At 66.7% G+C, this 25,126-nt stretch carries 24 protein-coding genes and 1 tRNA gene; 8 read left to right on the top strand and 17 right to left on the bottom strand.

What is annotated here, in order from left to right; all coding sequences use genetic code 11:
- Nucleotides 1–11 precede the first annotated feature (11 nt).
- Nucleotides 12–731, bottom strand: a complete 720-nt coding sequence (locus EV186_RS22520) for a MerR family transcriptional regulator (RefSeq protein WP_133851255.1) — start codon at nucleotides 729–731, stop codon at nucleotides 12–14.
- A 40-nt stretch (nucleotides 732–771) separates the two neighbouring features.
- Here EV186_RS22520 and EV186_RS22515 point away from each other — a divergent pair, with 40 nt between their 5' ends.
- The gene (locus tag EV186_RS22515; RefSeq protein ID WP_133851254.1) at nucleotides 772–2,325 is read left to right on the top strand and encodes an amidohydrolase family protein; all 1,554 of its coding nucleotides are present in this window, start codon (nucleotides 772–774) and stop codon (nucleotides 2,323–2,325) included.
- Here EV186_RS22515 and EV186_RS22510 read toward each other — a convergent pair.
- Both EV186_RS22510 and EV186_RS22505 read right to left on the bottom strand, forming a co-directional pair.
- Nucleotides 2,289–2,945 carry a response regulator gene (locus EV186_RS22510; RefSeq protein WP_133851253.1) on the bottom strand — a complete coding sequence of 219 codons (657 nt, stop codon included), beginning with the start codon at nucleotides 2,943–2,945 and terminating at the stop codon, nucleotides 2,289–2,291. The genes EV186_RS22515 and EV186_RS22510 overlap by 37 nt on opposite strands.
- Nucleotides 2,942–3,733: a sensor histidine kinase gene (locus tag EV186_RS22505; RefSeq protein ID WP_243754194.1), complete on the bottom strand. Its 792-nt coding sequence runs from the start codon at nucleotides 3,731–3,733 to the stop codon at nucleotides 2,942–2,944. The genes EV186_RS22510 and EV186_RS22505 overlap by 4 nt, the downstream gene beginning before the upstream one ends.
- A 289-nt stretch (nucleotides 3,734–4,022) precedes the next feature.
- Here EV186_RS22505 and EV186_RS22500 point away from each other — a divergent pair, with 289 nt between their 5' ends.
- Both EV186_RS22500 and EV186_RS22495 read left to right on the top strand, forming a co-directional pair.
- Nucleotides 4,023–4,712: an ABC transporter ATP-binding protein gene (locus EV186_RS22500; RefSeq protein ID WP_208115721.1), complete on the top strand. Its 690-nt coding sequence runs from the start codon at nucleotides 4,023–4,025 to the stop codon at nucleotides 4,710–4,712.
- Complete coding sequence (locus tag EV186_RS22495; protein ID WP_133851252.1) at nucleotides 4,709–7,042, top strand: ABC transporter permease; 2,334 nt, start codon at nucleotides 4,709–4,711, stop codon at nucleotides 7,040–7,042. The genes EV186_RS22500 and EV186_RS22495 overlap by 4 nt, the downstream gene beginning before the upstream one ends.
- Before the next feature lie 85 nt (nucleotides 7,043–7,127).
- Here EV186_RS22495 and EV186_RS22490 read toward each other — a convergent pair whose 3' ends face one another.
- A complete protein-coding gene (locus EV186_RS22490) occupies nucleotides 7,128–8,165 on the bottom strand; it encodes a GNAT family N-acetyltransferase (protein WP_133851251.1) in 1,038 nt (345 codons plus the stop codon).
- A complete protein-coding gene (locus tag EV186_RS22485) occupies nucleotides 8,162–8,455 on the bottom strand; it encodes a hypothetical protein (RefSeq protein WP_424983140.1) in 294 nt (97 codons plus the stop codon). The genes EV186_RS22490 and EV186_RS22485 overlap by 4 nt, the downstream gene beginning before the upstream one ends.
- A gap of 256 nt (nucleotides 8,456–8,711) precedes the next feature.
- Between EV186_RS22485 and EV186_RS22480 the strand changes: the two genes are divergently transcribed.
- The 3 genes from EV186_RS22480 to EV186_RS22470 all read left to right on the top strand — a co-directional run bounded on the left by EV186_RS22480 (nucleotide 8,712) and on the right by EV186_RS22470 (nucleotide 9,989).
- The gene (locus EV186_RS22480; protein WP_133851250.1) at nucleotides 8,712–9,209 is read left to right on the top strand and encodes a pyridoxamine 5'-phosphate oxidase family protein; all 498 of its coding nucleotides are present in this window, start codon (nucleotides 8,712–8,714) and stop codon (nucleotides 9,207–9,209) included.
- 15 nt (nucleotides 9,210–9,224) lie between these two features.
- Nucleotides 9,225–9,299: transfer RNA gene (locus EV186_RS22475), tRNA-Arg, on the top strand.
- Between the two features lie 369 nt (nucleotides 9,300–9,668).
- Nucleotides 9,669–9,989, top strand: a complete 321-nt coding sequence (locus EV186_RS22470; RefSeq protein WP_243754193.1) for a WbqC family protein — start codon at nucleotides 9,669–9,671, stop codon at nucleotides 9,987–9,989.
- Here the strand turns inward: EV186_RS22470 and EV186_RS22465 are convergent.
- The 10 genes from EV186_RS22465 to EV186_RS22420 form a co-directional block, all read right to left on the bottom strand.
- The gene (locus tag EV186_RS22465; protein ID WP_133851249.1) at nucleotides 9,956–10,417 is read right to left on the bottom strand and encodes a Mov34/MPN/PAD-1 family protein; all 462 of its coding nucleotides are present in this window, start codon (nucleotides 10,415–10,417) and stop codon (nucleotides 9,956–9,958) included. The two genes, EV186_RS22470 and EV186_RS22465, sit on opposite strands and share 34 nt — an antisense overlap.
- Complete coding sequence (locus EV186_RS22460; protein ID WP_133851248.1) at nucleotides 10,414–11,973, bottom strand: ThiF family adenylyltransferase; 1,560 nt, start codon at nucleotides 11,971–11,973, stop codon at nucleotides 10,414–10,416. The genes EV186_RS22465 and EV186_RS22460 overlap by 4 nt, the downstream gene beginning before the upstream one ends.
- Nucleotides 11,970–12,974 carry a nucleotidyltransferase domain-containing protein gene (locus EV186_RS22455; protein WP_133851247.1) on the bottom strand — a complete coding sequence of 335 codons (1,005 nt, stop codon included), beginning with the start codon at nucleotides 12,972–12,974 and terminating at the stop codon, nucleotides 11,970–11,972. Before EV186_RS22455 ends, EV186_RS22460 begins: the two co-directional genes overlap by 4 nt.
- Before the next feature lie 103 nt (nucleotides 12,975–13,077).
- Nucleotides 13,078–14,130, bottom strand: a complete 1,053-nt coding sequence (locus EV186_RS22450; protein WP_133851246.1) for an ImmA/IrrE family metallo-endopeptidase — start codon at nucleotides 14,128–14,130, stop codon at nucleotides 13,078–13,080.
- The gene (locus EV186_RS22445) at nucleotides 14,127–15,080 is read right to left on the bottom strand and encodes a hypothetical protein (RefSeq protein WP_133851245.1); all 954 of its coding nucleotides are present in this window, start codon (nucleotides 15,078–15,080) and stop codon (nucleotides 14,127–14,129) included. Before EV186_RS22445 ends, EV186_RS22450 begins: the two co-directional genes overlap by 4 nt.
- A gap of 69 nt (nucleotides 15,081–15,149) precedes the next feature.
- Nucleotides 15,150–16,100, bottom strand: a complete 951-nt coding sequence (locus tag EV186_RS22440; protein WP_133851244.1) for a hypothetical protein — start codon at nucleotides 16,098–16,100, stop codon at nucleotides 15,150–15,152.
- Nucleotides 16,101–16,108: 8 nt separating this feature from the next.
- Nucleotides 16,109–17,695, bottom strand: coding sequence for an SAVED domain-containing protein (locus EV186_RS22435; RefSeq protein WP_208115720.1), 1,587 nt, complete (start codon nucleotides 17,693–17,695; stop codon nucleotides 16,109–16,111).
- A 470-nt stretch (nucleotides 17,696–18,165) separates the two neighbouring features.
- Nucleotides 18,166–18,738: a hypothetical protein gene (locus EV186_RS22430; RefSeq protein WP_133851242.1), complete on the bottom strand. Its 573-nt coding sequence runs from the start codon at nucleotides 18,736–18,738 to the stop codon at nucleotides 18,166–18,168.
- 188 nt (nucleotides 18,739–18,926) lie between these two features.
- The gene (locus EV186_RS22425) at nucleotides 18,927–21,254 is read right to left on the bottom strand and encodes a hypothetical protein (RefSeq protein ID WP_133851241.1); all 2,328 of its coding nucleotides are present in this window, start codon (nucleotides 21,252–21,254) and stop codon (nucleotides 18,927–18,929) included.
- Nucleotides 21,251–21,712, bottom strand: a complete 462-nt coding sequence (locus EV186_RS22420; protein WP_133851240.1) for a hypothetical protein — start codon at nucleotides 21,710–21,712, stop codon at nucleotides 21,251–21,253. The genes EV186_RS22425 and EV186_RS22420 overlap by 4 nt, the downstream gene beginning before the upstream one ends.
- Nucleotides 21,713–22,799: 1,087 nt before the next feature.
- On the opposite strand from EV186_RS22420, the gene EV186_RS22415 reads away from it, so the two are divergent.
- Nucleotides 22,800–23,597: an immunity 49 family protein gene (locus tag EV186_RS22415; RefSeq protein WP_166659274.1), complete on the top strand. Its 798-nt coding sequence runs from the start codon at nucleotides 22,800–22,802 to the stop codon at nucleotides 23,595–23,597.
- Nucleotides 23,598–23,662: 65 nt separating this feature from the next.
- Here the strand turns inward: EV186_RS22415 and EV186_RS22410 are convergent, their stop codons facing one another.
- Entirely contained in the window at nucleotides 23,663–24,088 is a 426-nt protein-coding gene (locus EV186_RS22410; RefSeq protein ID WP_166659273.1) for an STAS domain-containing protein, read from the bottom strand.
- A 95-nt stretch (nucleotides 24,089–24,183) separates the two neighbouring features.
- Nucleotides 24,184–24,378, bottom strand: a complete 195-nt coding sequence (locus tag EV186_RS22405) for a hypothetical protein (protein WP_133851237.1) — start codon at nucleotides 24,376–24,378, stop codon at nucleotides 24,184–24,186.
- A gap of 290 nt (nucleotides 24,379–24,668) precedes the next feature.
- Between EV186_RS22405 and EV186_RS22400 the strand changes: the two genes are divergently transcribed.
- Nucleotides 24,669–25,109 carry a hypothetical protein gene (locus tag EV186_RS22400; RefSeq protein WP_133851236.1) on the top strand — a complete coding sequence of 147 codons (441 nt, stop codon included), beginning with the start codon at nucleotides 24,669–24,671 and terminating at the stop codon, nucleotides 25,107–25,109.
- Nucleotides 25,110–25,126: the final 17 nt, after the last annotated feature.

The raw sequence follows: 25,126 nt of genomic DNA, 5'->3' as shown, positions 1-25,126 counted from the left end.
TGGTGAAAAATTCAGTCATCCGGGTGCATGGCCGCGGCGATGTAGTCGATCATCTCCTGGTCCGGGCCGCCGCGGGCGGCGATCTGGGCGGAGTTCTCGGTGTGCATCCGGTACAGGGCCGCACGCATCGCGGGATCCTTGCCGTGGAAGGACTCCAGCAGCTGCGACCACTCGCGGGCCAGGGCCTGGACGCGGGGATCGCGAGGGCTGGTGCCGTCGGACATCTCGGCGCGCACGCGGGCGATCAGCGCGGGCCACTGCGCCGCCGCCGCTTGTCCGGCCTCCTGGCGGTCGGCCAGCGAGGCGCGCTGGGCGGGCGTGAAGTAGTCGTCGAAGGCGCGGCGCGCGGCGACCACTTCGCCGATCGACGCCAGCAAAGCCGACGCCGACGGGCCCTGCGCGCGCACGGTCTCGGTCAGCACCGCCAGGTGACCACGCAGCTCCCGCAGCACCGCGATCTCGTCGTCGATGCGCCGGCGGTGACCCTCCAGCAGGCTCAGCACGTCCGGCTCGCCGCCCAGCAAGGTGGCGATCGTCGGCAGCGGGACCTTGAGGTCGCGCAGGGTGATGATCGCGTGCAGGCGGGCGACGTCGACCTCGGTGTACAGGCGGTGGCCGGAGGCCGTGCGTGCCGACGGGGTGAGCAGGCCGATCTGGTCGTAGTGGTGCAGCGTGCGCACGCTCAGCCCGGTCGCCTCGGCCAGCCTGCCGACCTTCCACGTCTCACCCATGACTTGAACCTAACGTGACGTCAGGTTTTACGGTCGCGGCATGTCACTCGTCATCCAGCACGCCCGCGTCTTCGACGGCCCCCACAGCACCGCGGTGCGGATCCAGAACGGTGTCATCGCCGGGTTCGACGCACGGGTCGAGGCCGGCGACGAGGTGGTCGACGCCCGCGGCGCCACGCTGCTGCCCGGCCTCATCGACGCGCACGTCCACCTGCTGCCCGGCGCCCCGCACCAGGCGCTGAGCTTCGGCGTGACCACCGAACTGGACATGTTCACCAAGCCAGACCTGCTCGTGCGGCTCAGGTCGTCGGGCGGCGCCGACTTCCGCTCGTCGGGCATCGGCGCGACCGCGCCCGGCGGTCACCCGTCGGCCATGTACGCGCCGATCCCGTACGTCGAGGACCCCGAGGCGTTCGTCGAGGCGCGGATCGGCGAAGGCGCCGACTACCTCAAGATCATCTACGACCGCGGCTCGCGGTACCCGGTGCCCACCCTCGACCGGCCGACCGTCGAAGCCCTCACCAAGGCCGCCCACGCCCGGAACCTGCTGGTCACCGTGCACACGACCACCTGCGTCGCCGCGCTGGACGCGGTCGAGGCGGGCGCCGACGGCCTGCAGCACCTGCCCATGGACGAGGAGCTGCCCGACGAGCTGGTCCAGGCCCTCGTCGCGCACAACGTCTTCGTCACCCCGACGCTGGCCACGTTGGAGAACGTCTTCCAGGGCGCGGGTGGCGCGACGATGCTCGCCGACCCGCACCTGAGCCCGTGGCTCGGCGGGTTCTGGAAGGCGGCGCTCACGCAGGTGCCCACCGGCTGGACCGACATCGGCTACGACCGCGCGCTCGGCAACATGCGCAAGCTCATCGACGCCGGCGTGGAACTGCTCGCCGGGACCGACGTCCCCAACCCGGGCACCGTCCACGGCGCGAGCCTGCACCGCGAACTGGAACTGCTCGTGCAAGCCGGGCTCACCCCGGCCCAGGCGCTGCGGTCGGCCACCGAGGCACCGGCCCGGCGGTTCGGCCTCACCGACCGAGGCGTCGTCGCGCCGGGCAAGCGCGCCGACCTCGTGCTGGTCGACGGCGACCCGACTCAGCGGATCACCGACACCAGGCGCATCAAGGGGATCTGGCGCGCCGGTGTCGGGTACGACCGGCAGGCATTCCCCGGCAGCGAGCACGAACGCGAGCTGATCACCGCGCTCAAGGCCCAGGTCGACAAGGTGCTCGACGCCCTTCCCGCCCTGCTGAAGGAAGAGGAGGTCATCCGCGAGGACGACGACGCCCTGCTCGGCTACTTGCGTCCCTGCCCGGACGGGACCTGGTTGCCCTGCACCGTTTTCGGCTACCCGCTCGGCCCACCGTCCACACGGGACGACGCGGTGGACTTGGTGCACGAGCGCGGGCTGGCGGTGCTGGCCGAGCGCTGGCAGGTGCGTGACGGCGACGAGTGGTACGCCTGCGTGATCCAGGAGGCGACCCGGCAGAAGGTGCGCGTGCAGGTGGTCGACCTCGGCCACCCGCGTCCCTACGCGGTGCTGGAGCTGCGTGGCGATCAGTTGCGCCCGGGTGCGACCAGCCCGGTCTCGTAGGCGAGCACGACGGCCTGCGCGCGATCGCGCAGGCCGAGCTTGCCGAAGATCCGCGTCACGTGGGTCTTCACCGTGGCCTCGCTCAACGTCAGGTCGTCGGCGATCTCGGTGTTGGACCGGCCGCGCCCGACCAGCGCCAGCACTTCGCGCTCGCGCGGGGTCAACGCGGTGAGGTCGCGGTGCACCACCGGCGGGGTGCCGGGACCGGCGGCGAACCGCTCGACGAGCCGCCGGGTGATCGATGGCGCGAGCAACGCGTCGCCGGTGCCGACCAAGCGCACCGCCGCGACGAGGTGCTCCGGCGTCACGTCCTTGAGCAGGAACCCGCTCGCACCCGCGGCCAGCGCGTCGTAGACGTAGCGGTCCAGGTCGAACGTGGTCAGCATGAGCACTCGGCAGTCCGACTGCTCGGCCAGGATGCGGCGGGTCGCCGCGAGCCCGTCCATGGCTGGCATCCGGATGTCCATCAGCACGACGTCCGGGCGCAGCGACCGGACGGCGGTCACCGCGGCGAGCCCGTCGGCCGCCTCGCCGACCACGTCGATGCCGCCGGCGGTCAGGATCATCCGGAAACCGGTGCGCACCAACGCCTGGTCGTCGGCGATCACCACGCGGGTCACGGTTTCTCCAAGGGGATCTTGGCGCGGACCCGGAAGCCGCCGCCGAGGCGAGGCCGGGCGTCGAAGTCGCCGCCGAACACCGCGACCCGTTGGCGCAGACCGAAAAGGCCGCGACCGCCGTCCTTGACCGGGGGCGGGCGGTCGCCGGACAACACGCTCGGCCCGGTGTTGAGCACCTCGATGCGCAGCTGGTGCTCGGCGTAGCGCACGGTCACCTCGGCCTTGCGGCCGTCGCCGTGCTTGAGCGCGTTGGTCAGCGCCTCCTGCACGATCCGGTACGCCGTCATGTCCACACCGGACGGCAGCGGCACCGGGTCGCCGGAAATCCTTACCTCCACGGGCAATCCGGCGAACGCGATCCGGTCGATCAGCGTGCTCAGTTCGGCCAGGCTCGGTTGCGGCGCGAGGTCGTCCGGTTCGGACCCGTCCGCGGGCGGGGCGAGCACGCCGAGCAGGTTGCGCAGCTCCGTCATCGTGTCCCGGCCCGCGGTCTCGACCGCCAGCAACGCCTCCGTCGCCTCGTCCGGCTGCGTGGCGACGACCTGGCGCGCCGCACCGGCCTGCACGACCATCAGGCTCACGTTGTGGCTCACGATGTCGTGCAGCTCGCGGGCGATCCGCGCGCGTTCGGCGTCCACCGCCGTGCGGGCGGCCGCTTCGCGTTCCCGTTCCAGCAGCCAGCCCCGCTCGCCGATCGCCGCCGCGTGGGCCCGCCGCACCCGCACCAGGCGCAGCGCGCACACCGCGGCGATCAGCACCGCCACCGCCGCGATCATCCAGGCCACCACGAACCTCACTGTAGAAGCCCGCGACCGCTCGGGCGCACCTTCCTATTCCTTGCGAACGCGGGCGAGCGCGGAGTCGTTCCCACGGTGCACCGAAGGGTTGCGCTCCCGGGGGCGAAGTCGGTCGTGAACAGGCCTCGAGTCGTTCCTGAGGTGCACCGAAAGGTTGGTATCCCGGACAGGGAGTCGACTCCGACCAGCGAACGGAGACTACATCGCAGGGATGACACCACCCGCTGGTTACCTCCGCGGTGCGATGCCCCGCGTGGGCGAACAGAACAGGATGGCCACCATGAGCAACGAGGTGGTCCACCTGACCGCGGTACGCAAGGAGTACAGCGACTCGGTCGCGCTGGACGGGGTGACGCTGACCGTGTGCGCCGGGGAGGCGGTCGCGGTCATGGGCCCGTCGGGCAGCGGCAAGTCGACCTTGCTGAACATGATCGCCGGCCTGGACCGGCCGACGTCGGGTTCCGTGGTCGTGCAGGGGGAGGACCTCGGCAAGCTGCGGGAGACGGGCCTCGCCCTGTTCCGCAGGCGCAAGATCGGCATGATCTTCCAGTTCTTCAACCTGCTCGACGACCTGCCCGCGCTGGACAACGTCGCGCTAGCCGCGCAGCTGACCGGGACACCGGCCGCGCAGGCACGCAAGCGCGCGCTGGAGTTGTTCGGCGAGCTGGGGATCGCCGACCGCAAGAACATCTACCCGGCCCAGCTCAGCGGGGGTGAGCGCCAGCGGGTCGCGGTGGCGCGGGCGTTGATGAACCGGCCCGCGCTGCTGCTGGCCGACGAGCCGACCGGCGCGCTGGACACCCGCTCGGGTGAGCAGGTGATGGACCTGCTGCTCGACCTGAACCAGATCGGCCAGACGCTGCTGCTGGTCACCCACGACGAGCGGCTGGCCACCCGGTGCGCGAGCCGGCTCGTCGAGATCGTCGACGGCCGGATCGCCCGCGAGCAGACCCTGGAGCGGACGCTGTGAACGCGGTCTGGCGGGTGGCGCGGGCGGCGGTGCGCAGGCGCAAGCTGCAGACGATCGTCATCTGGCTGGTGGTGGCCGCGTCCACCGGCACGATCGTGATGGCGCTCGGGTTGCTGAGTTCGACGTCCGCGCCGTACGACCGGGCGTTCGCCGCGCAGCGCGGCGCCCACGTGGTCGCCGCGTTCGACCGCACGCTGGTCACCGACGCCCAGGTCAGCGCGGCCGCGCGCAAGCCGGGGGTCGAGGCGGTGGCCGGGCCGTTCGCGCAGCTCACGGTGGCCACGACCGGTGGCGGTGACTTCCTCAAGCGCAGCATGACCACGGTGGGCCGGGCCGATCCCGCGGGCCCGGTCGACCGGCTCGACCTCTGGAGCGGCCGGTGGGTGAACGCCCCCGGCGAAGTCGTGCTGAACGAGGTCCCGGGTCAGCCGATGGCGTCCAACGGCACCCGGATCGAGCTGGCCGACGGGACGACGTTGACCGTCGTCGGCGCCGCCTACTCGATCAGCGGGTCCGCCGACGCGTGGGTCACGCCGGCGCAGGCGGCGGCGCTGCACCCGACCACCACACAGATGTTGTACCGGTTCGCCCAGGCCGACACCCAGCAGGACATCGACGCGGGCAAGGCGGCCGTGTTCGCGGGCCTGCCGGCGAAGTCCGTGTTCGGCGGCGGTTCCTACCTGGCCGTCAAGGCGGGGTTCAACTCCGAGACCGCCGTCTACATCCCGTTCCTGGTCGTCTTCGGGCTGCTGGGACTGGCGGTCGCGATCCTGATCGTGGCCAACGTGGTCAGTGGCGCGGTCGTGGCCGGCTACCGCAACATCGGCGTGCTCAAGGCGCTCGGGTTCAGCCCGAACCAGGTGATGGCGGTGTACCTGGTGATGGTCGGCGTGCCCGCGCTGGCCGGCTGCGTGGTCGGGATCGTGGCCGGGAACGTGGTCGCGCGGCCGGTGCTGGCCGACGCGTTCGCGATCTTCGGCACCAGTGACGTCGGGGTCGACCTGTGGGTGGACGTGGCCGCGCTGATCGGCGTCCCGCTGGTGGTCGCGCTGGCCGCGCTGGTGTCGGCGCTGCGGGCGCGGGGATTGCCCGCGGCCGAGGCGATCAGCGCGAGCAGCAGGCAACGCCGGGGCCGGGCCCTGCGCGTGCAGCGCTGGCTGGGCGGCGTGCGGCTGCCCCGCTCGGTCAGTCTCGGCCTCGGCGTGCCGTTCGCCCGACCGGCCCGCAGCCTGCTGACCCTGGCCGCGATCGTGCTCGGGGTGACCACGGTGACGCTGGCGATCGGCGTGACCCTGTCGGCGAACGCGTACAACGGCGCGGTGCGCCCCGTGTACCCCGACCGGATCGAGGTGCTCGCGGGCGGCGTGCACGAGCTGCCGCCGATGCCGGCCCAGCCCGGCGGACCGCCGCCGGCCGGGGCGTCCCTGACCGACGCCCAGGACGAGGCGATGCTGCGTGGCCTGCCGGGAACCCAGCACGTCACCGCGACCGTGGACCTGCAGGTGGCCGTGGTCGGCGGCGACCAGGCCGCCGAGATCGAGTTCTCCCGTGGCGACAACGAGGTGCTCGGGCCGAAGCTCCTGGAAGGCCATTGGCCGGGACCGGGCGAGGTCGTGGTGCCGTCGCGCTTCCTCAACGCGCGTGGCCTGTCCGTCGGCGACACGGTCACCTTCGAACGGTCCGGGCACCGGCTGCCGCTGCGGATCGCCGGGATCACCCTGACCAACCCCGAAGCGGTCGTCTATGCCGACTGGGCCGGCCTCGCCCGGCTCGCGCCGGACGCGCGTGCCGACACCTATGTCGTGCAACTGGCTCCGGGTACCGACCAGACCGCCTACGCGGCGGCGATGGCGAAGGGCGACCCCGGCCTGGTGGTCATGCCGCCGCGCGACTCCACGTCGTCCCAGGCCGTGGTGCTGGTCAGCTCGGCGACCGTGCTCACCGTGATCCTCGGCGCCGTCTCGGCGCTCGGCGTGTTCAACACGGTGGCGCTCAACGCCCGCGAACGCCGGCGCGACCTCGGCATGCTGAAGTCGATCGGCATGACGCCGCGCCAGGTCGTGGTGATAATGGTGACGTCCATGGGCGGGCTCGGCGTGGTCGGCGGGCTGCTCGGGGTGCCACTGGGTCTCGTGGCGCACCACGTGGTCCTGCCGGCGATGATGCGGGCCGCGCAGTCCGACATCTTCGACTTCGTGGTGCACGTCTACCAGTGGCCGGTGCTCGCCCTGCTGGGGCTGGCCGGGGTGCTCATCGCCGTGCTCGGTGCGTACCTGCCGGCTCGTTCGGCCGGCCGGCTGACGATCGCGACCGTGCTGCACAACGAATAGCGGGTCTAGAGCAGGGCGGGTCGCGCCCGGCCACCACCCGGCGCGTCGACGATCCGGCCCACGCGGCCGCGACGATCGGTGTCCCTCAGCCGGCCACCGGCCTCGGCACGATCACGCAGTACAGCTCACGCGGGGTGAACCCGAGCGTCGCCTTCAGTTCGAGCATGCCGCGGCCCGCGTTCAGCGACTTGGCGCCGTTGTCGATCATGTGCCGCACGAGCCTCGCGTAGGAGTCGAAGTAGAGGTGCTTGCCGCTCTCCTCGGCGCGCACCGCGGCCCAGTGCTGGTACGACGGGTGCGTGGGGTGGTCGAGCAGGGTGGCCAGGCCGATCAGGCGGCCGGTGTCGTCGCGGTAGGTCAGCGTGTGCACGTCCGGGCGATGCACGAGGGCGGCCAGGTACTGCGGCGACTGCCAGCCGCGGGAGTCGAACGGGGACCGGCCGTAGCCGTCGCGGTGCTCGTCGATCAGCGCCGCCAGTTCGGCACCATCGAGTTCCGTGCGCCCCGGCCCGAACTCGATGGTGAGGCTCGGGTCGGTGGCGACCTTGCGGGCCAGGCTGCGCACGTGGTGGCGCCGCTTCTTGCGCAGCGAGGCGTACCAGTCGTCCAGCGACGTGAACGAGTTCTCCAGTTCGCCGTAGCCCATGGACTTGCGCACAACGCGCCCGCGCCCGGCGACCAGGTCCAGCTCGCCGGGCCGCACGACCCGGTAGACCACGCCGACGCAGCCGGGCCCGGCGAAACGGCACACGAGGCGTTCGAACCGGCGCAAGATCTCCCGGCGGGCTCGGGCGTCCAGGTGTTCGGCGAACGCCCACCCCGGATAGCCCGAGAGCCAGCGGTGCTGCACCTCGACCCAGCGCGGTGCCACCGTGGCGAGGCCGCGCACGCGACCGGGTTCGCGTCGCAGCCCGGACCGGTAGCCGGCCAGCAGCGCGGTGATCGCGGCCACCAGCACACCGTCGACGCGCACGGTCACCAGCACGTTCGGGCTGCCCGCGGCGCGGCTTTCCACCCGCAGCAGCGAGTAATCCCAGTTGGGGTGTGCGTGCTGGGCGCGGCAGAACTCCGCCCAGCCGGCCGGCTCCGGATCGACGCGCGGGTCGAGGACCTCGACGTTCACCGGCCCATCACCGGCCTCGGCGCGGCCGGCGTCGTGAGGTCCCGGGTGCCGACCCCGAAGGCGCGCTTGACCTGCAGCAACGCGCGACCGGCGGCCAGCTCCGGCCTGCACGCCAGCTTGCCCACATATGGTGACAGTGGGCTGCGGGTGTCCATGTGCAGTCCGCCGGTGCGCGAGCGCTGACCACCCACCCAGGCCCGCTCGTCCTGCCGGGCGCGGTGGGCGTTGAGCAGCAGGGCCAGCTCGTGCGCGTCGAGGTCGGTGCGGCCGGGTGCCGCTTGTGTGAGCACGTCGGGGTCATCGCGGAGTTCGTCGATGGCGTTGCGCGTTGCTGGTGGTGATCTCGGGCATGAACGACTTCATGTTCTGGTGCGTCCACACCTTCTCGAGCGGGACGAAACCCACCCACTTCACGTAGGCGACGCACATGATCGTGTTCTGGGTGGCCCGCCCACCGTGTTCGGCGCGGCCGTGTCATGGCGCTCGCAGTCGGGGTGCTGTGCCTGCCGTTGTCCCGCTGGGTCGATCGCGCCTTAGGGTGGCGCCATGACGGAGACGCGGGCTGAGCAGGCCAGCAGGGTGATCGGCGCCAGCACCTACATGGTGCTGGCCACCGCCGACGAGACCGGCACGCCGTGGGCGACGCCGGTGTACTACCGCTCCCGCGACGACCGCGAGTTCTTCTGGGTCTCGTCGCCCGAAGCGCGTCACTCCGCGAACATCGCCGTGCGCCCCCAGGTAGCCATCACCATCTTCGACTCGTCAGTCGTGCCCGGTACAGCAGAAGCCGTGTACCTGGCCGCGACCGCCGCCGAGGTCCCCCCGGACGCCCTGGAAGACGGCGCGTCGGTGTTCAACTCGGGCATCGCCCGCTCGATACCGGTCGAAGACATGACCGGCGAGGCCCCGTTCCGCCTGTACCGAGCGGTCGCCACGGAACACTACGTCCTCCTGCGCGGCGGCGACCCGGACAACGCCCGAGGCGCCGACGACCGACTACGCGTAGACGTGGGCCCGCGCGACCAGCCAGGCGGCATGCGCTAGGCTCTTCGCTGGTTGGCCCCCGTAGCTCAGGGGATAGAGCACCGCCCTCCGGAGGCGGGTGCGCAGGTTCGAATCCTGCCGGGGGCACCACCAGTGGCAAGTAGGATGACCAGCACAAACGAGCCCTCTGACCAGCGGCAACGCTGATCAGAGGGCTTCGTCGTTTGCGCGGTCGTGTCCGGCCGTATCCGGCCGTGGCCGGTCAGCCCTCCCGAAGGTGTCCCGAAGTTTCGGGGGTGCCGAGCGCCTCCTCGACGCGACGCCGCACAGTTGCGTCAATGCCGTCCAGGCACTTGGCGTAAATGGCCAGGAGCACCTCGACGGAGTGGCCGGCCCATTTCGCCCCCGTGGTCGGCGGGACACCGCCGTTCAGCCAATTGGACGCCGCGGCGGGTCGTCACTGCGCATGCCCGGACAACGGTGTTGTGCCAATCCACCAGCCGAACTTCTTTCCACGCCATGAGCACCTTGGTCAAGTTGCTCATGGCTGACGTGTGGGTGGTCCTGGACGATGTTCAGTTCGCTCGGCGCGACCACCAGCACCGGGCACGGCTGGCAGCCCTGGACGACGCCAACCAGCAGCAATGGCTGACACTGTCGGTCCATCGGCCGGCGGGTCGAGCCAGCCGGATCAACGAGCTGCGCCTGGTCGAGCCCGCCAAAAGCGCCCGCCGCACGCGTCACTTGATCCAGCAGTACTACGGACGTAGCCCGCACTGGCCACTGCTGGCGAGCAGGGTCCCTGTTCAGTCGGCCATAATTTGTAAGGTGCGGTACTGAACATATGGGCTACATGACTGTCCAGTGTGTGCTGCGCGTACTTCAAAAGTGTCTGGCGGAGCGTGGACAAGCAGGATTAGTGGGTTGGTGAACTGTAGAGAGGATTGGGCCAGCGTACGCAGATCTGTGTCACTCGGCGGGCATGGCTTCGGGTGGCTGTGCCAGTCGCCGACGTAACCGAGCCAGGGGTGGGCAATCTGTTCGAGGGTCTGGTCGAGGATCCTTTGAGCGGTTTCCTGATGGCGGCTCCACCCGACGCTGGTTGCCTCGGGATCCACGACCTCGACGGCATCCTTGATGAACACTGTTCCTAAGTCCCACCAGCCAACTAGGAGACCGCCGGTTTCACGCGGCAAGGCGGCCGTTGTGATGGCCTTGACTGTCGTGGCGACGTTGGCGGCGAAAGTGACGGTCAGCTCGTTGTTCATGTCGCGTCCTGCGAGCGAGATGTGGCTAGGCCAAGACGATCGTACGGAGGGTCATCTTGGGGGACACGGACGTCAACGAGAGTGCTGGGGAGTGACGGGACGTCCTGCAGCTCGTCGAGGACGACCCTGGTTGCCAGTTCAGCTGCGCATACGACAGCTGACGGTGGGGTCGGCGAGACCGGCTGTCCGCATCCTGGCTCGCGAAGTACGGGATCGCTGCTCGTGTCATGGACTGCTGGCAGATGAGTTTCTTCTGACCGGAGTGGATAGCGATCGACGCGAGCCAGCGCGCCTTGGCGTTGCAAGCACACCGATATAAGCGGCATGTCGGTTGCTGTCGCCATCCACGTGAGGAGGCTGGTGGTCCGGTCCGACCCAGTCGCGTCGACGACCACATCGTGTCCCTGGAAGATCCGGTACGCCTCGTCCAATGTGCTGATTCGTTCTATAACCGGGTTGACCTGGGAGGCGTCCAGACCTCGAAGGGCGAGACGCGATCGGACGGCGTGCACTTTGTACATGCCGACGGTCAGGTTGTCGGTCAGATGGCGGACGATGTTGCCGGGCCGTATGCGTTCGAAGTCGATCACAGTGAGCTTGCGGATGCCGGACCGGAATAGGAGGTCGGCGATGTAGGAGCCCACTGCACCTACACCGATGATTACGACCGAGCGTTCTGCTAGTGCAGGGCTGGCCGGACCTCCGCGCAGCATCCTGCTTGTTCTGCTGATGTCGGCAGCCTCCGCTGCAGTGACGTTCAGCCTGGTGGTGCCGGGCACGACCTGGACGATGAGGGCGAGCACGGCAGAGTTGACGCCACGCCGGTATTCGAGCAGCAGGAACTGGACGATGCCGAACCGGATCTTGCGTTCGACGTCACTGCTGTGCTCGCCGAGCGCGTCGCGGAGGTCCGCCCAGCTGCGGATTGGGCGGTCCACTTGGCCGAGGTCGCCGATCCAGCACAGCTTGCGGTCCTTGCGAGCCGGGAGTCGGCGACCGCGGTTACGTCTCTGGAGGCCTCGTTCCGTCGTGATAGTCAGGACCGATGTGCCTTTGCCGGCCACTCGTACGGAGTCTCTACAAAGTTCTTTGAGTGTCTCGCCGTCGTAGAGCACCATGCGGCCGTCGTTGGGCAGATACCGTTCCAGATCACAGGTGTCGTCGTTGGGCCAAGCCGCTCCTGTGTCTTCCAACCAGGTACGTACGCGGGTGATTAGTTCGTCGGCGTCACGCCAGGGGGCCACGTCGAACGTGTACTCGTCGGCCCAGAGGCAGAGAGCCCCGTGTTGGTGACCATCTGCCGCAACGTCCATGTGAAAGGTCAGTTCGACGTCTGCCCCGGGATCGAGCACGCGAACAACTGGTGGCGCGAACGGGAAGGATCGACCCGGTTCCACTTCGACCAGCGCGGTGGCCGGGCCTTCGGGGCCATTCCACTCGATGCTGCCACGTAGGGTGCGGCCGTCGTCGCTGAAGTGCCGGGCGCCGAAGTCGGCGCGCCATCGCGCGACTTCGGCGTCTAGCGCAGCACCTTGTGCCTCGTGCTCGTGGCTCATGCGTATCGGCCGGTTCCGGCGGCCACGTTCGGGGAACCTTTGGGGATAATGCCGGTGGACTTCCAAGTGCCGTCAGCGTTGCAGTAGGACGGCATGGGGAAGACAACTTCACCTTCGGTTGTCTTGCCGAACAGTTGCTGCCAAGCGAGCGCGGCGCGGCAGTCGTCGTCTTCGTCGAGTGCCCGCTGGGCGAGATCGGCTGCCTCGCGGGTGCGGTCGAGAGCGGCAAGAAGTTGATCGTCGGTGGCTTTGGTGGTGATCTTCTTGTCCGGCATGGTGGGGTCATCGAGACCGTGTTCCACCGCCTCGGGGAGCACCTGGTCGGCGATGGTCGCGAGGATGGTGGTGAGGTACTCCGCGACGGTGTTCTCGGAGGGGTTGGTCTGCTGGAACGCCCAGTAGGTGAGGATTTCGAAGTAGAGGCCTCCGGGCTGGTCGTCCACCCACGTCCGACGGATTTGGCGGACCAGCTTGACCGTTGGCACGTAGATGCCCTTGTCGTTGAGAAGAAAATCCTTGTTCGCCTCGGTGGTGAGTTCGCCGAGGTGGATGGGGTTGGTCTCCACCCACTGTGCACGTTTGGCGTGTTCGGGGCGGTTGGGGATCTCCCAGTGGTCGTTGCAGGGACGGGCGGGCACGGCGTCCACGGACAGCTCGTAGGTGGGGAAGTCGACTTTGATCGACCGGTGCTGGCGTTCGACGCGGTCCTCCTCGAACGCCACGGTCAGCACGTCCTCCATCTTGTCGAGGACCTGGCCAGGCCGGAGGTCCGATGTGGCCTTCCGGAGTCTTGCGAACACATCGACGTCTTTGACCCTGCGGATGCTTACGTCCCGGGCGTAAGAGCCGATGAGGAACGGGTCGACTCCTAGGTTCTTGAGCCAGGGATCTGCTTTGAGGTACTTGGAGACCTCGGCGTGCGCGTTCTTCGCGTTGGCCGCGTCGTCGCCTGGCTCGATGTTCTTCAGGGCTTCTCGGAAGTAGCTGGGAAGGGTGGCCATGCGGATGCCTTTCTAAACGGTATGCGATGTTGAGGCGGCTGCCTCTGTCATCACCTCCTGACGGCACATCTCGGGGATTGTCCACAGAGGTGCGATTGCCGGATCAGACGCAATCTCGGCAGATCGGGCTGGTGCCTTCGAAGCATCGTGGCGGCAGTGTCAGGCGGCACGCAGTACATTCCCGGTCCCGCTGTGTCCGTACGGCGGTGCACCCGCAGTGTCCGTGTCCGCAGCTCGGCTGATCGCAGCGCTGACACGGAGGCTTCATGATCTTGAACGTTTCGCCGCAGCCCGGGGTTTCGCAGGTCCACCATGTGCCGTAACGGCTTCGTCGCGTGCCGGGCCTTGGGAGTGCCAAAGGCATCCACGGGACGTTGTCGGAGGCCACTACAGCGATCAGGTACTCGTGGTCGTCGCACCATGCGGCTTGACCGTACAAGTATTCGCTGGTGTCACCATTCCGATAGGTAACAAACGTTTTGTCCCGTTGAGCACTGGTCCGTTGGCGTAGTGCGGCTTCGATAAGGGGCGTCTTCGACTGGTCGGAGCCACGGGCTGGTGGAACCAGACCACGCGGTGCCGCGAACAGGACCGTGCCGGTATCGTCGAGCAGCAGCACCGCACCGGCACCGTTCAGCATGTTCGCCGCTCGGACACAACACGCCTCTCGTGAAGCTTGGGACCTGACAAACAGATCTACGACGTCGCTGGCAGCGGGTCCTGCCGTACCGATCGACTCGGCTACGAGGTCATCCGGCAGGAGCACGCGGGAAGCGAACTCGTCGCAGGCTGTCTCCTCCAGGCCTTCGGAATCCAGGCCGGCGAAGAGTGTTTGTCCGAGTTCGACATTCGTGCGTTGCAGGTGGTGACCAAATTCGTGCAGAGCGGTGAACCCACGTCTGCGGTACGACCTCGAGGTCCCGACGACCAGGGTGGGCGGGTCGGTCTCGTCGTCATACCGACCAGCGATGGAGCATCCGGAACCGGCCGAGGATTCGGGAGCCAGGATGAGCTGAATTCCAGGCCACGTGCGGAGCACACTCAGCGGGTCGTCGCGCAACCCTTCAATCGTTGCGAAGTCCCCGCGTTCAAGTACCTGGATCATCGCGGCTGCTTGCTCGCGTTTGGCCTGGTGGTGACGTCCTCTGGCGGTCATCGCAGTTCACCGCCCTCGCCGAACAGGGCGCGTTGGAGTCGCGCATCCCAGTCCGGCTCGCTGCCGCCGGTCTGGCGTGCGGCGAGCGCAAAAGCCTGCTGGCACCCGTCGAGCCGTGCCTGGGTTTCATCGGTGCCGAGGCGTCGGGCTCGGGTGATCCATACCTGCCGCCATCTCGGATGGTCAGCTGCCTGCACCAGACCTCGCGGCATGCTGCGGACAGCTCCCAGAACACGCTCTTGCGAAATCCCTGTGGTCTGGGCGATGACGGCGGCTTGGGCGGGGGTTAGCGGGGCAGTACCGCGGAGGAGTTTCATAACAGCAGGTTGGGGAAGCTTCAAGGCCGCACACAGAGCAGCCAGGTCGACATCACCGAGCACCGCAGCGAGAGTCGTCGACGATGAGCCGGGTGATTCCACAGGAAGACCGGGCATCTGACCAAGTTGATCGACGTCATCTTCGAGGCCAGCCCGGATCATGCTGCGGTGGTCGAATTCCGAATCGATCGGCCGACCGCGCCGCATACCAACTGGAAGCCTCGATCCGGGATCCAGAGAGGCCGGGTTCGCCAAACACGTCGTCAGGTCCGCCGACCAAGCCGCAACAAGGGTGTCGAGGACCCGTTGGGGAAAGAATCGTGTGAAGCCAGTCCACACAGTCGCCGATGTCGGGAGCCCAGTGCACGTTGGTGCGAGCACGAAGCCGTTCTCGTCCTCGGCGGGTGGGTCGATCGTCACTGGCGATGCACGCACCTCCCCATCGCCCAGCTCCAACAGGACGAGTAACACCGCTACGTCGGCCCAACCCGCTCTCCATAGTTGGCCGCGTTCAAGGTTGATCTCGCTCGGTTCTCCGAAACGGTCGCGTAGTCCTGACTCAGTGAAGGATCTCATTCCTGTGTTTCGGCCAGCGAGATCGAGGAACCACTTCGGCACATCCGAGTCACTCATGGTGCCCTCCGATCGGGTCCGGCTGGTAGCCATTCACACCTGACGACACATCGCGCGAATCGTCCGCCTTCAATCGCTCGGAGGGGGACACAGGCGGATCACCTCCAGGATCACCGCGTGCCTGTCGTCGCCGACACCAGCCAGCTGGGTCAGCTTCTCTCGAAGGCGCTTCATCTGGTGGTATGCGCTGCTTCGCCGACAACTGAGCACTCTCTGTGCAGCCTCCACGTCGTCCAGGTGTGGCACGAGCGCTCTCTCCTGAGGTGTCAGCATGCCGGCTATCTCGGCGGCACCACCCGCTGAGTCGATCTCGTCGCATTCCGCGATTGACTGCTCTTCCGGTGTTCGTACGTCAGCGTGACGCTCAGTTTCTCCGGCGTCCAATGGTACGACTGCCCAGTCCAGAGCCACCGGGAACCGCATCAGGAAGACATGCGTGAGCTGAGCGATTTCCACCGAACCGCCAGCCGCGGATAGCACGGCTCGTGCTACCGCGATCAGGGAATCTCGCGCAGCAACCGGCGCACGTCGCGTCGTGCTTGACCAGGGTCCGATTCGTATGTCCCGTACCGCGTCAGCAGCTCGGATTAGCTCTCGATGATCTCCTGACCATGGCTCGGACGACGTTCGCGCGAGCCGCCACTGTCCCGCACCCGGCTGGCCAGGCGGCACCTGTTCGAACTCGGTGCTCTCGCCGAGCACTCGCTCCAACAGCTGCCTGACGCGGCCCGTTCCCGTCTTCCGGGCACGATCGATCAACCAGTTGCGGATCGACCGACGCAGAAGACGGCCCATTGACTCGTCATTCCTCGCGGTCGTGAGCAACATCGTCGTCAACGCAGCGAATCGCTGCTCCAGAAAGTCCTGGACGAGGTCCTCGACGTCGGCCCGCTGCCATCCAGCAGCTGGCTCGATCGCGGGGAACCGGCGCATCTCCTCGGACATCAGCCCCTGCACAAGCCGCAAGGCTTCTGGGCCGAAGTGCCCGAGTCGCTGCAACTCCGCGAACGCGGTGATCACGCACCTCCTCAAGCGTCGACAGTAAAAGCCTTCTCGTAGATGGCGGGGCCTTGCACGTCCTCGTACACCACGGTCGGGCGTAGTCGATTCCAGCGGTGCCCGAGAAGCAGTGCCAGCCCCATCGGTCCGGCTAGAAACAGGTGTATCCGGGTGTTTCGACGACAGGCCTTCCGTGCGGCGTCACGGCACCCTTGTGCGAACGCCGCAGCCGCCTTGGCGTCGGGGATAGCGTTGTCACGGATGCCGGCGACAGGGGACAGGGATATCAACCGTTCCACGGGTAGTCCGGCGTCTTCGACAAAGGCGAGTACGTCCTCGACAGGATCGGCGGCGACCGAGATGGCCACGGCCAATTCGTCGCCAGCTTCGACACGGTGCTCTGCGAGGCTTGGCGCTATCAAGGCATCGAATTGCGCGTTCGACGACCACAGCTCGCCACGCTGGTTGAGCGCGACGTCCAGACCGGTAACCATGCGGAGGGCACCACCCACCGCGAACGCTGTCGCCTGCCGAAGGCTTCCCGTTACCAAGACTTCGGAGCGGTCCCTAGGTAGCTTGCTGGGGATCGCTTCGATGTCTGCTTGGAGCTGGGCCCATGATGACGGTGCGAGCGGGCGCCGCTTGAGATACGCCGAGTCACCATCGAATCGATCCACCCAATCCAGCGCATAGTCAGCCCGCTCTGCCATAAGGTCGGGTTTGAGCGTCGCAATGGACAGCACGGTCCTAGGCCGACTGTCCCGCAGACCCAGCTCAGTTACCGCTCTCTCAAGGGCATCACGATCCGCTGCGATGTGGCCATGGGATAACCGCCCGAACATCCATTCCCGTACCGCCCGGTCGGCGTCACCGTTGTCGCGGAGCCCTGCGGCCCGCACCATGTCATGGAAAAGCTGCGGATCGTTGCCAATTTGCCGGTCGACCACCGTCGCGACAGGGCGACGAAGACTGACCTGGTCGAAATCGCCGGTCTCGTTCACCTCAATGGAGATCGAGACACCGGATCCAGCAGCTGGGTCCATGCCATCTTGGAGGGCGGCTACGACAGCCTCCCACGGAGTCAGCTCATGAACCGGAAGATCACGCAAGCCGGGGATCTCCCGCGCAAGGTGGTCGGCAAGCCCGGCGATGTCGTGCCGCTGCCGCCTAGTCCGGATCTCGAAGTACTGGAGGTCGACCAGCACGGCCAGCTCAGGCGGCAGCCGGTCCAATGACAATGTCGCGCCGTCGAATAGCACTGGAACCACCGGAACCCCGTGCTCTAGGGCTTCCAAGATCTCCATTCGGACCCAGTCGTCCGGATCATCGATCGGCCGCTGCCCGACGACACCCTCCAGCCACCGGCTGCCGACGATCGCCAGTAGAACCGCGCTGCCTCGCACCCTGGCGAACAGCACCGGCTTGAAGTCGCGCCCGAGCGGAATGGACTCGTAGTCTAAGAACACCAGACGCGCACCGAAACGCCGCGACAACTCAGTGTGGACGAACGCGGCGGCCGTCCCCGCATCCCTGCCTCGATAGTTGACAAAGATGAGCGTCTCGGCGTCGGCAGCTCGACCAGCATCGACGTCCATCAGCACCTCGTTCGACTCCACCCGTCCTGGCGCCCAGCCCGCGTCACGACAACGCATGCTCATGTGGGACACGAGCCCGGCCATCCTTCACATCGGCTGTGGACCAAAAGTGCATCAAATATGGATGCGCTGTCGGCCGACGTCGACGTGAGACAATCAGGGCGGGGTGTGCGAAGGGTCTGCACGAGGTCGATGCCGTGCACGCCGACGCGTCAGTCGATCTGACGTGCACGCCCTGTGGAGCCGGGCGCATTGCGTACGCTCCCGCGTGTCGACCAGTAGTCGCACGGCGCCTTTTGAACGGCATGGCTCGTGTAGATCGCCGACCATGCTGGAGCAGCAAGGACATCCTATTCGGCCTGGCACTGGACGGCGCTCGGATGCAAGTCTGGTGGCTCAGATTGGCGAGGACTCGCTCGGGTGACGAGATGGCAGTGGCGATCTCCGTGGTCGCCGACCTGGTCGGCGACGTACTGGCCTTCATCAAGACGTCAAGTCTGCGGTAGTGGTTCGCCTCCGGCTCCGTTCATTCGACCGGCCTCGGACTTCAGGGCCTCGGCGAACTGTTGTCCTCGTTCAGCCTCGCTGAAGCTCTCCATGACCTGGCGGCCGACGGTGCCCAGCATGAGCAGCTGCTCTGAAGTGAGCTTGTTGCCGAACTCGATGAGCACCTCAGCCGCACGCACCCACCCGCGGGTCGGCTGCCAGTTCCGCACCAGGTTGACCAGTCGGTCTGGATCACCAGCCGGACTCGAATCAGCGAGTCGCGGCGACGGCGGCAGCAAAGTGAACAGCTCGGCCGACGCAGGATCACGCAGGCACTCTTCGCGGAGGAACCTCATCCGCGCTCGGACCTGTCGATGCGCCAGTTCGTCGAGTTCCAGTTCGTGCCGAGCGTGTTCGATCTGCAAACCGGCGTCCAAGTGCTCGGATGCAACGTGCACCACGACCGTCGCTTCGCGTAGCTCGGCACCTGGCAAGGAGAACGGCACCAGCTCCGACAACCGTGCGGCCAGCAGTTGTCGTACGACCCGCCACCGGACCACCGAATGCTGGCAGGTCACCCTCTCGAACTCAGCTCGAAGGTGATCGGCTCCAGCGTCATCAAGTTTGCCGCGTGAGCTTGCCCCTGTTGACGCGATTCCGAACAGCCGGACGTGGACAGCGAAGTGCAACCCTTCGTCTCGGCTCGGCAGGTACTCTTGGTACTCACAGGTGAGAGGAGGCTCACCACCTCGAGTCCGTCGGCGCATCACTCAAAGCTCGCCGATGTCGAGGGGCGCCGAGCGATGAATTCGTCGTCCACTCGGCCTGTCAGGGTGTTGTAGACATGCTCGCGGCGTTGTGCGTCGTCCATGGCCTGTTTGCTCCACAGCCGTGCCAGTCCGGTCAGCCGGTTTCTCGGAGATTCTCGCCCCGCGACCTCCGGTCCCCTTACGGCGCCGCACAGAACCTTGACGATTCGGCCTTCGTACTCCGGGAAGGCCAGTGCCGCATCCAGCCAGAAGAACAAGACTTCCTCAAGACGCTCATCGCTGTTGTCCGGCGCCAGCAGGCCTCGCCATCCGTAGGACAGATCTTCGTCATCAGGTCCTGAGCGATCGTCATCGGTATCGGGTTCGATCAACAACCTTGGCCGTCGATCGTCGGTCCGGGTGTCATGGCGAGCGAGCGTGAAAAAGGACTGCCGTCCTGCGGCGGCCGTCTTCTCGTCCTTGCACCACCCGGTTACCGCTGCGAACAGGGCATCACGAACCGACCTGTCTTCCCACAGCGTCTGCACTCCTGCTTGCACGGCTTCGATGACCCTGGGGTCGTCCGAGTTGGCTGCGTGCTTGAGGCGGATGAGGGCTTTGCCGGTGTACTTCCGACCGAACTGCCCGGCGCATATCTCGGCCACCGCCAGCTTGCCCGGCTGCTTGACGGCTGGCGGCACGTTCGCCCAATTCAAGAGCATCGGATGGATGTTGCGCGCTGTGCTCGGCTGCACCGCGGCGTGATCTAGAACGTCAACGAACTCCGACCACACCGTTCCTTGGTCGTACCATTCTTCCGCGATTCGCTTCAGTGGATGCAGCCGGCCTAGCCGCACCGCCCAATCGACAGCCAGTTGCGCGATGCGCGACGCCAGCGCACGTCGCTGCACTTCCGTGAGGGGCTCGAACGACTCTCGTTGCTGGGTCTGCACTGCTCGTTTGGCCAGCCAGCCGATGAACAACCCGCGCGACAACGGTCGGTCGATCCAGAAGTACTGCAGAGCAGCATCGTCCCACCCGAGGCGGTCAAAGACCACCGTGTTTTGTTCGGTAAGATCGGCGTGTACCGCATCCACGAGGTCGATCACGCCTGGTGCGTTTTGTCCCGCCGGCGCGTGCAACTTCTTTTCCTGCAGCGCTCGAGCCAACTCGGTGGCGCCGAGATAGACATGTGCGACCGGCACTCCATTTTGAACCGCGGCAGAAATCAGGAAATTACGTTGAAACCCGGTACGACCTTCTTTTCGATGCCAGTGCAAGAGCTGCTTCCGCCAATTGGTTCGGGCGGCGATGACCATCTCGACTTGTCTTTCGAAAGTTGAGTCAGAACTGTCGAGCAATTGGCTTGCACCACTCGTCCGCGTCCCCGCCGAACGGTGTCCTTCCGACTCGGGGTTGGTCAATTGTTGAGCGGCGAAGATGAGATCTACGACTTCCTGTGCCTGCGCAGGGGGTTGCTCTGCGATGAGTTTCTGCACACGCGGATCCTCCAGCCACCGATCTACCGGGATCTGCTTGTCTCGGGCGAGCAGTGCCCGTCGCACAATCGCTTCCGGTGTTACGTGGCTTTCCCTGAGTTCGGTGATCCCTGGAGCCTGGGCCCGCGCGCGATCCCATTGGTCGGCAGCCATCACCAACACCATCCAGCACGACTGCTGACGCAACCTATCCTGCAATGTGTTCAGGCTGCTGCCGAAGCTCGACCGCAGCTTGAATTCGTCCTCTTCAGCAGGAACTTCGACAACGTAAGCCCAGTTGCGCGCATGTGGCAGCCGCCCAACCGGGAACGTCGATCCGCCCCCGAAACTCAGGGCCCCGACCGAGATCTTCTGGTCTTTGCGGATCTTGGCCAGCAGCGCGTGCGCGGTGATGAACCGGCCCTGATCTTGGTTCAAGGCGATGACCAACAGGTGCGACTCCAGCCAGTGGTGATAATGGCTCGCGAAGTCTTCCGGTGGAGCGAACAACTCGAGCACTCGGTCAAGAAACTCCTCGTTCGCCTTCAGCTGTTCGAGGGATTCTTGCAAGTAGTTGACTACCTTGACCGCATTGACTTCACCATGATTAGTCCTCGCGCTCGCGGTCGCGCTGCCTGCTTGGACAATGCTGTCCGCTACCGCCGCGGCAGCGGTCGGCGAAATCTCATTCACATCGGACAGCATTGCCGGGACTTCGCTGTAGATCGCTTCGTCGACGCCAGGAGCGGGGTCAGTGGCCTCCGTGGCACTGTCCTCGTGCCGAACCGGCTCGTACACGTTCCCCGTATAGTCCTTCGACCACGGCACTGGCTGCGGATGACGACCGTCGTCGCCGAACGGATTCACCCGAGCCTCCGCTCAATCTGCATACCGGTCACCTCGCCGCTGGCCTTGACAGTCTCTGTGCGGACGCGCACGTCGGCGTGCCCCGTCGAGGCGATCTCCCCGGCAGTCAAACCGGTGACCCTTCCCTCGACATCACCGCTGTCCACCTCCACCACGACACCGGCACGAGTGATCGCGGCGATGTCGATGGGGGAACCCTCGATTCGTTCCAACTCGGCTTGGACAGTTGTCAGGTTCCGAATCAGAACCGAATCATCAGGTTTCAATGCGAAATTATGTTGCTTGTAAACTGCCAGAGTATTCATCGCGCTTTCCAACTGGCCAGCGGCGCTCGCCTCTTCCGTGACAGCCTCGCCTGCCTCTCCGGAATCGTGTTTCTCCGCACGACGCCGGTCCAGCGTCGAACTTGCCCGGTCGAAAAGAAACTTGAACGCGGCGCTTAACATGGGCGCCGTCATGGATGCAAGAGATACTGCCTCGGACATAGCGCCCCTCTCGGCCCCTTGCGCTTCGCGCACAGTTCCTACAGGTTGCCGCTCGGCCTGCGACAGTGCAAGGGTTGTCGTCACTTTCCACCCAGGAGGACGAATTTAACCCTAATTCTTCCCTAAAGTCTGAGCTGGATGGCGCAGTTGCAGTGTTAAAGCCAGGCAATGTCCCATCCCAGCGACATGAACACTGCGGCCGCGCGGGCAGACAGGCAGCGGTCGCTGCGCTCGGCTGCTGTGCTAGGTGTGTCCGCGCTCGGACGTGGATCAGGGTGTGGATGCGGCCGCGCGTACCAGCGAGTCGTACGGTCCGTCCGAACGCGCTGCGTTGATCGCCGCCGGCGCGACGAGTGCCGCCAGGTCGGCCGATGCCGGCGCGGCGCATCGAAGGGATGACCGATCTCAGACACGAACGCGCGAGGACCTGGCAGCCCGTGGAACGGACCGTATTCGTTGTTGTAGCCCTCTGGCCCGCGAATCCGGGCTGGTGGTGCCAGAAGTGCAAGCGAGGTAGACACAGCCCTGAAGCTGCGGAGCCACAATGATGAGACTAAGGAGGCCCTCCAGAAGGTTTGACCGAGAGGAGGAAGCGAATGGTGCGGAACGCCGTGCTGAGCACCAAGCAGTTGGCCGTGCTCGAGTGGGTTATCGATGGATGAGCAGACGGCATCTACGAGGGGACGGCGCGTCGTTGGTCGCTGGTGCCCTCCATAACCGAGGGTGCGCAGGTTTGAATCCTGCCGGGGACACCGAAGGTGAAGGGTGACGTGTGTTCGCAGAGAGTGCGAACCGTGTCGCCTTTCTGGGGCCAAGCCCCCAGGCCCCCGGCCGCGTGCTGCGCCCCCGGACCCCCTAGCTGGCGGGTGAGCTCCCTGTCTCCAGTCGGCGGGCCGGCCCTAGGCCCCAGCCCTCGGACTCCCAGGCGGAGGGCGAGCTCTCGGGGCCGGCCTGGGCTCGGACCCTTCTTCCCGGAGGTTCGGGAGTGCGCCTACTAAGGTGGCTGGTCATGGGGGTTGTGGAACGTCATGAACTGGATCATGAGCACGCTGAACGGGCTGTGGCGCGGCTGACTGCGCGGTTGCACGAGGCGCGCGAGGACATCGAGACCGACACCCTTGGACCTGGCCTCGCGATGGATCGGTCCTACCACGAGTTCTGTCAGCGGTGCGTCGCCGACGGGCGGGCGGCTGAGAACGCGACGTGGCTGGCCATGGTACGTGCCTTGCAAGCGGGTGGGGCGCTGTTCCTCATGGCGACTCGGCCGCGGGGCGAATCGGTCGAGTTTCGGTACGGGGAGGACACCATCCGCCGCGCCGCCACCGGTCCGACTTCCGACAGCACCTCGCTCACCTGGTTGCGGACCATGTACCTGGCGATCGTGGCCCGCGACCGGGCTCGGGTCGAGCTGCTGGCCAGCGTCCCGATCGAGCTGCTGCGCGCGTGTGCGCCGGAGCGGGACGACTTCGAATTCGCGTGGATCCGGGCGCTGCAGCTGTTCGCGCGCGGCGAGGACGGTCTGATCGACGCCGTGCTCCAGGCGATGCGAGACACCGAGCAGCTCTCGCCGGCGTCCGTGCAGGAGTTCGTGAACGTGCACTTCTTCCCGCCGATGGAGCTCTTCTACCACTACACCCAGCGCGACCAGGCGAAGTTCGACGCCTCCCTGCCCGCCGCGCTCGACCTGCACAAGCGGTACTGGGCGACCGACCCCCGCAACGAGGTCGGGCTCGTCGCGCTCGCCCCGCTGGCCGTCGCGTGCCTCGCGCACGACGCGGGCATGGCGATCGAGGTCGAGTCGGACTACCTGCCCCACCACCCCCTGGTCGGCACCCGGGTCGGGGAGATCTCCACCTGACCGGGGCGAATCGGCAGCGCCCGACGGTGCAAGTACCGCGTGGCGCGGCAGGAGCACTTGGTGGGTTACCCGCTTTGGCACCGCAGGCCGTGCGCGAGGTCGGGGTGGAGGTCGAGCACGCGGTCCAGGCCGGTGATCCTCAGTGGCAGCAGGACCGCGCGGCTGTTGGCGACCACGCAGAACCCGATTCCCGCCGCGACCGCCGCCTGCCTGGCGGTGGCCAGGATGGCGATCCCGGCCGCCGCGAAGAAGCCCACGCCGGTGAGGTCGACGACCACCCGCGCGGAGGTGTCCGGCAGGTGCGCGAGCAGCCCATCCCGCAACACCAGGCTGGTGTAGAGGTCCACCTCGCCGCACACCGTGAGTACGACCGCACTGGCCACGCCCGGGTGTGCGGTGACAGTCAGGGGCGCCCGGCCTCGCCGCAGGCCAGGAGGAACGGCGCCGGCCTGGCGGCGATCAGGCGATACGGATGGGAGCACGCCGGTCATGGCATCTTCTTCTCGGTGGGTGAAGTGCAGGTGGAAGCCGAGCCCCCGGCGCCAGGCGACCGGCACTGCCGCGCTGGTTGACCGCTCAGGAAGGATCATCCGCCGGGACCAGGCCGGTCGTCACCGACGGACAAGGGCAGCCTGAGGACGCGCTCGATCAGCTGTTCGCCCTCGGCTGTGGTGAACAGACCCTGCCAGACCGCCGTCAGGATGGCCTCGATCGTGCTCCGATGAGGTTCCGCGATCCCCGCGACTGTCCCGGAAACAGGGGCGATGTCGAGATGTGCCATGGGGGTTCCCTCGGTTGACTGGTCTCACACCGGGGTCCAGGGCACTTGACGTAACTCTACGCCCTCCACCGTCACTGTGGTCCAACTTCCGGAGAACTCTTCACGGCCGATCCCAGGCCGTGATTCCACAATGGACAACGGGGGTGACCTGACGGCCGGCGCCCTGTTGGCTGGCGGTGGTCGGCGCGGCACCCACCGCTACGACCGCGACCGGTCAGGAAATCGAGACTTCTCAAATGCGCGGGTGGGGGTTAAGTTCTGCTTCTTGTTTCGTTCGCGAAGGAGTGTTCATGCGCAGACTCTTCGTGTTGGTGGTGACGGCCCTGGCCTTGCTGGGAAGCACGGCAATCGCGTCGGCCGCCACCACTCGTTACTCCGATTTCACCACGGCGGGACGCGGTAATGCCGGTTATGCCACCGGGGTCCTCGCGGTCACCTGGAACTCCGCCAGCTCGGCCTCGGTTGGTGTTTCGCTGACCGACGTGTGTCCGCAAAACGGATACGGTGTGTACATGCATTTGCGGTTGCGCACCAGTTCCGGGGATTGGTACGGCGGTGGCACCGCATACAATTCCAACGGATGTAACACCACGAGCTCTGGTGGCGTGTGGTGGCCGACAAGTTACGGCAGGCTCTCCCACATCGACGGCAGAATGTGCGAAGAGGACCACAACGGTTCCCTTCCGGATATCTGCACCGCCTGGCAGGAAATCGACAATCCCTACACCTGAGCAGGGCACAGGGCCGT

The organism is Labedaea rhizosphaerae (assembly GCF_004362825.1).
Classification (GTDB): domain Bacteria; phylum Actinomycetota; class Actinomycetes; order Mycobacteriales; family Pseudonocardiaceae; genus Labedaea; species Labedaea rhizosphaerae.
Note: the sequence above shows the minus strand (reverse complement) of the source record. Positions and strands in the feature narration are given on the sequence as shown.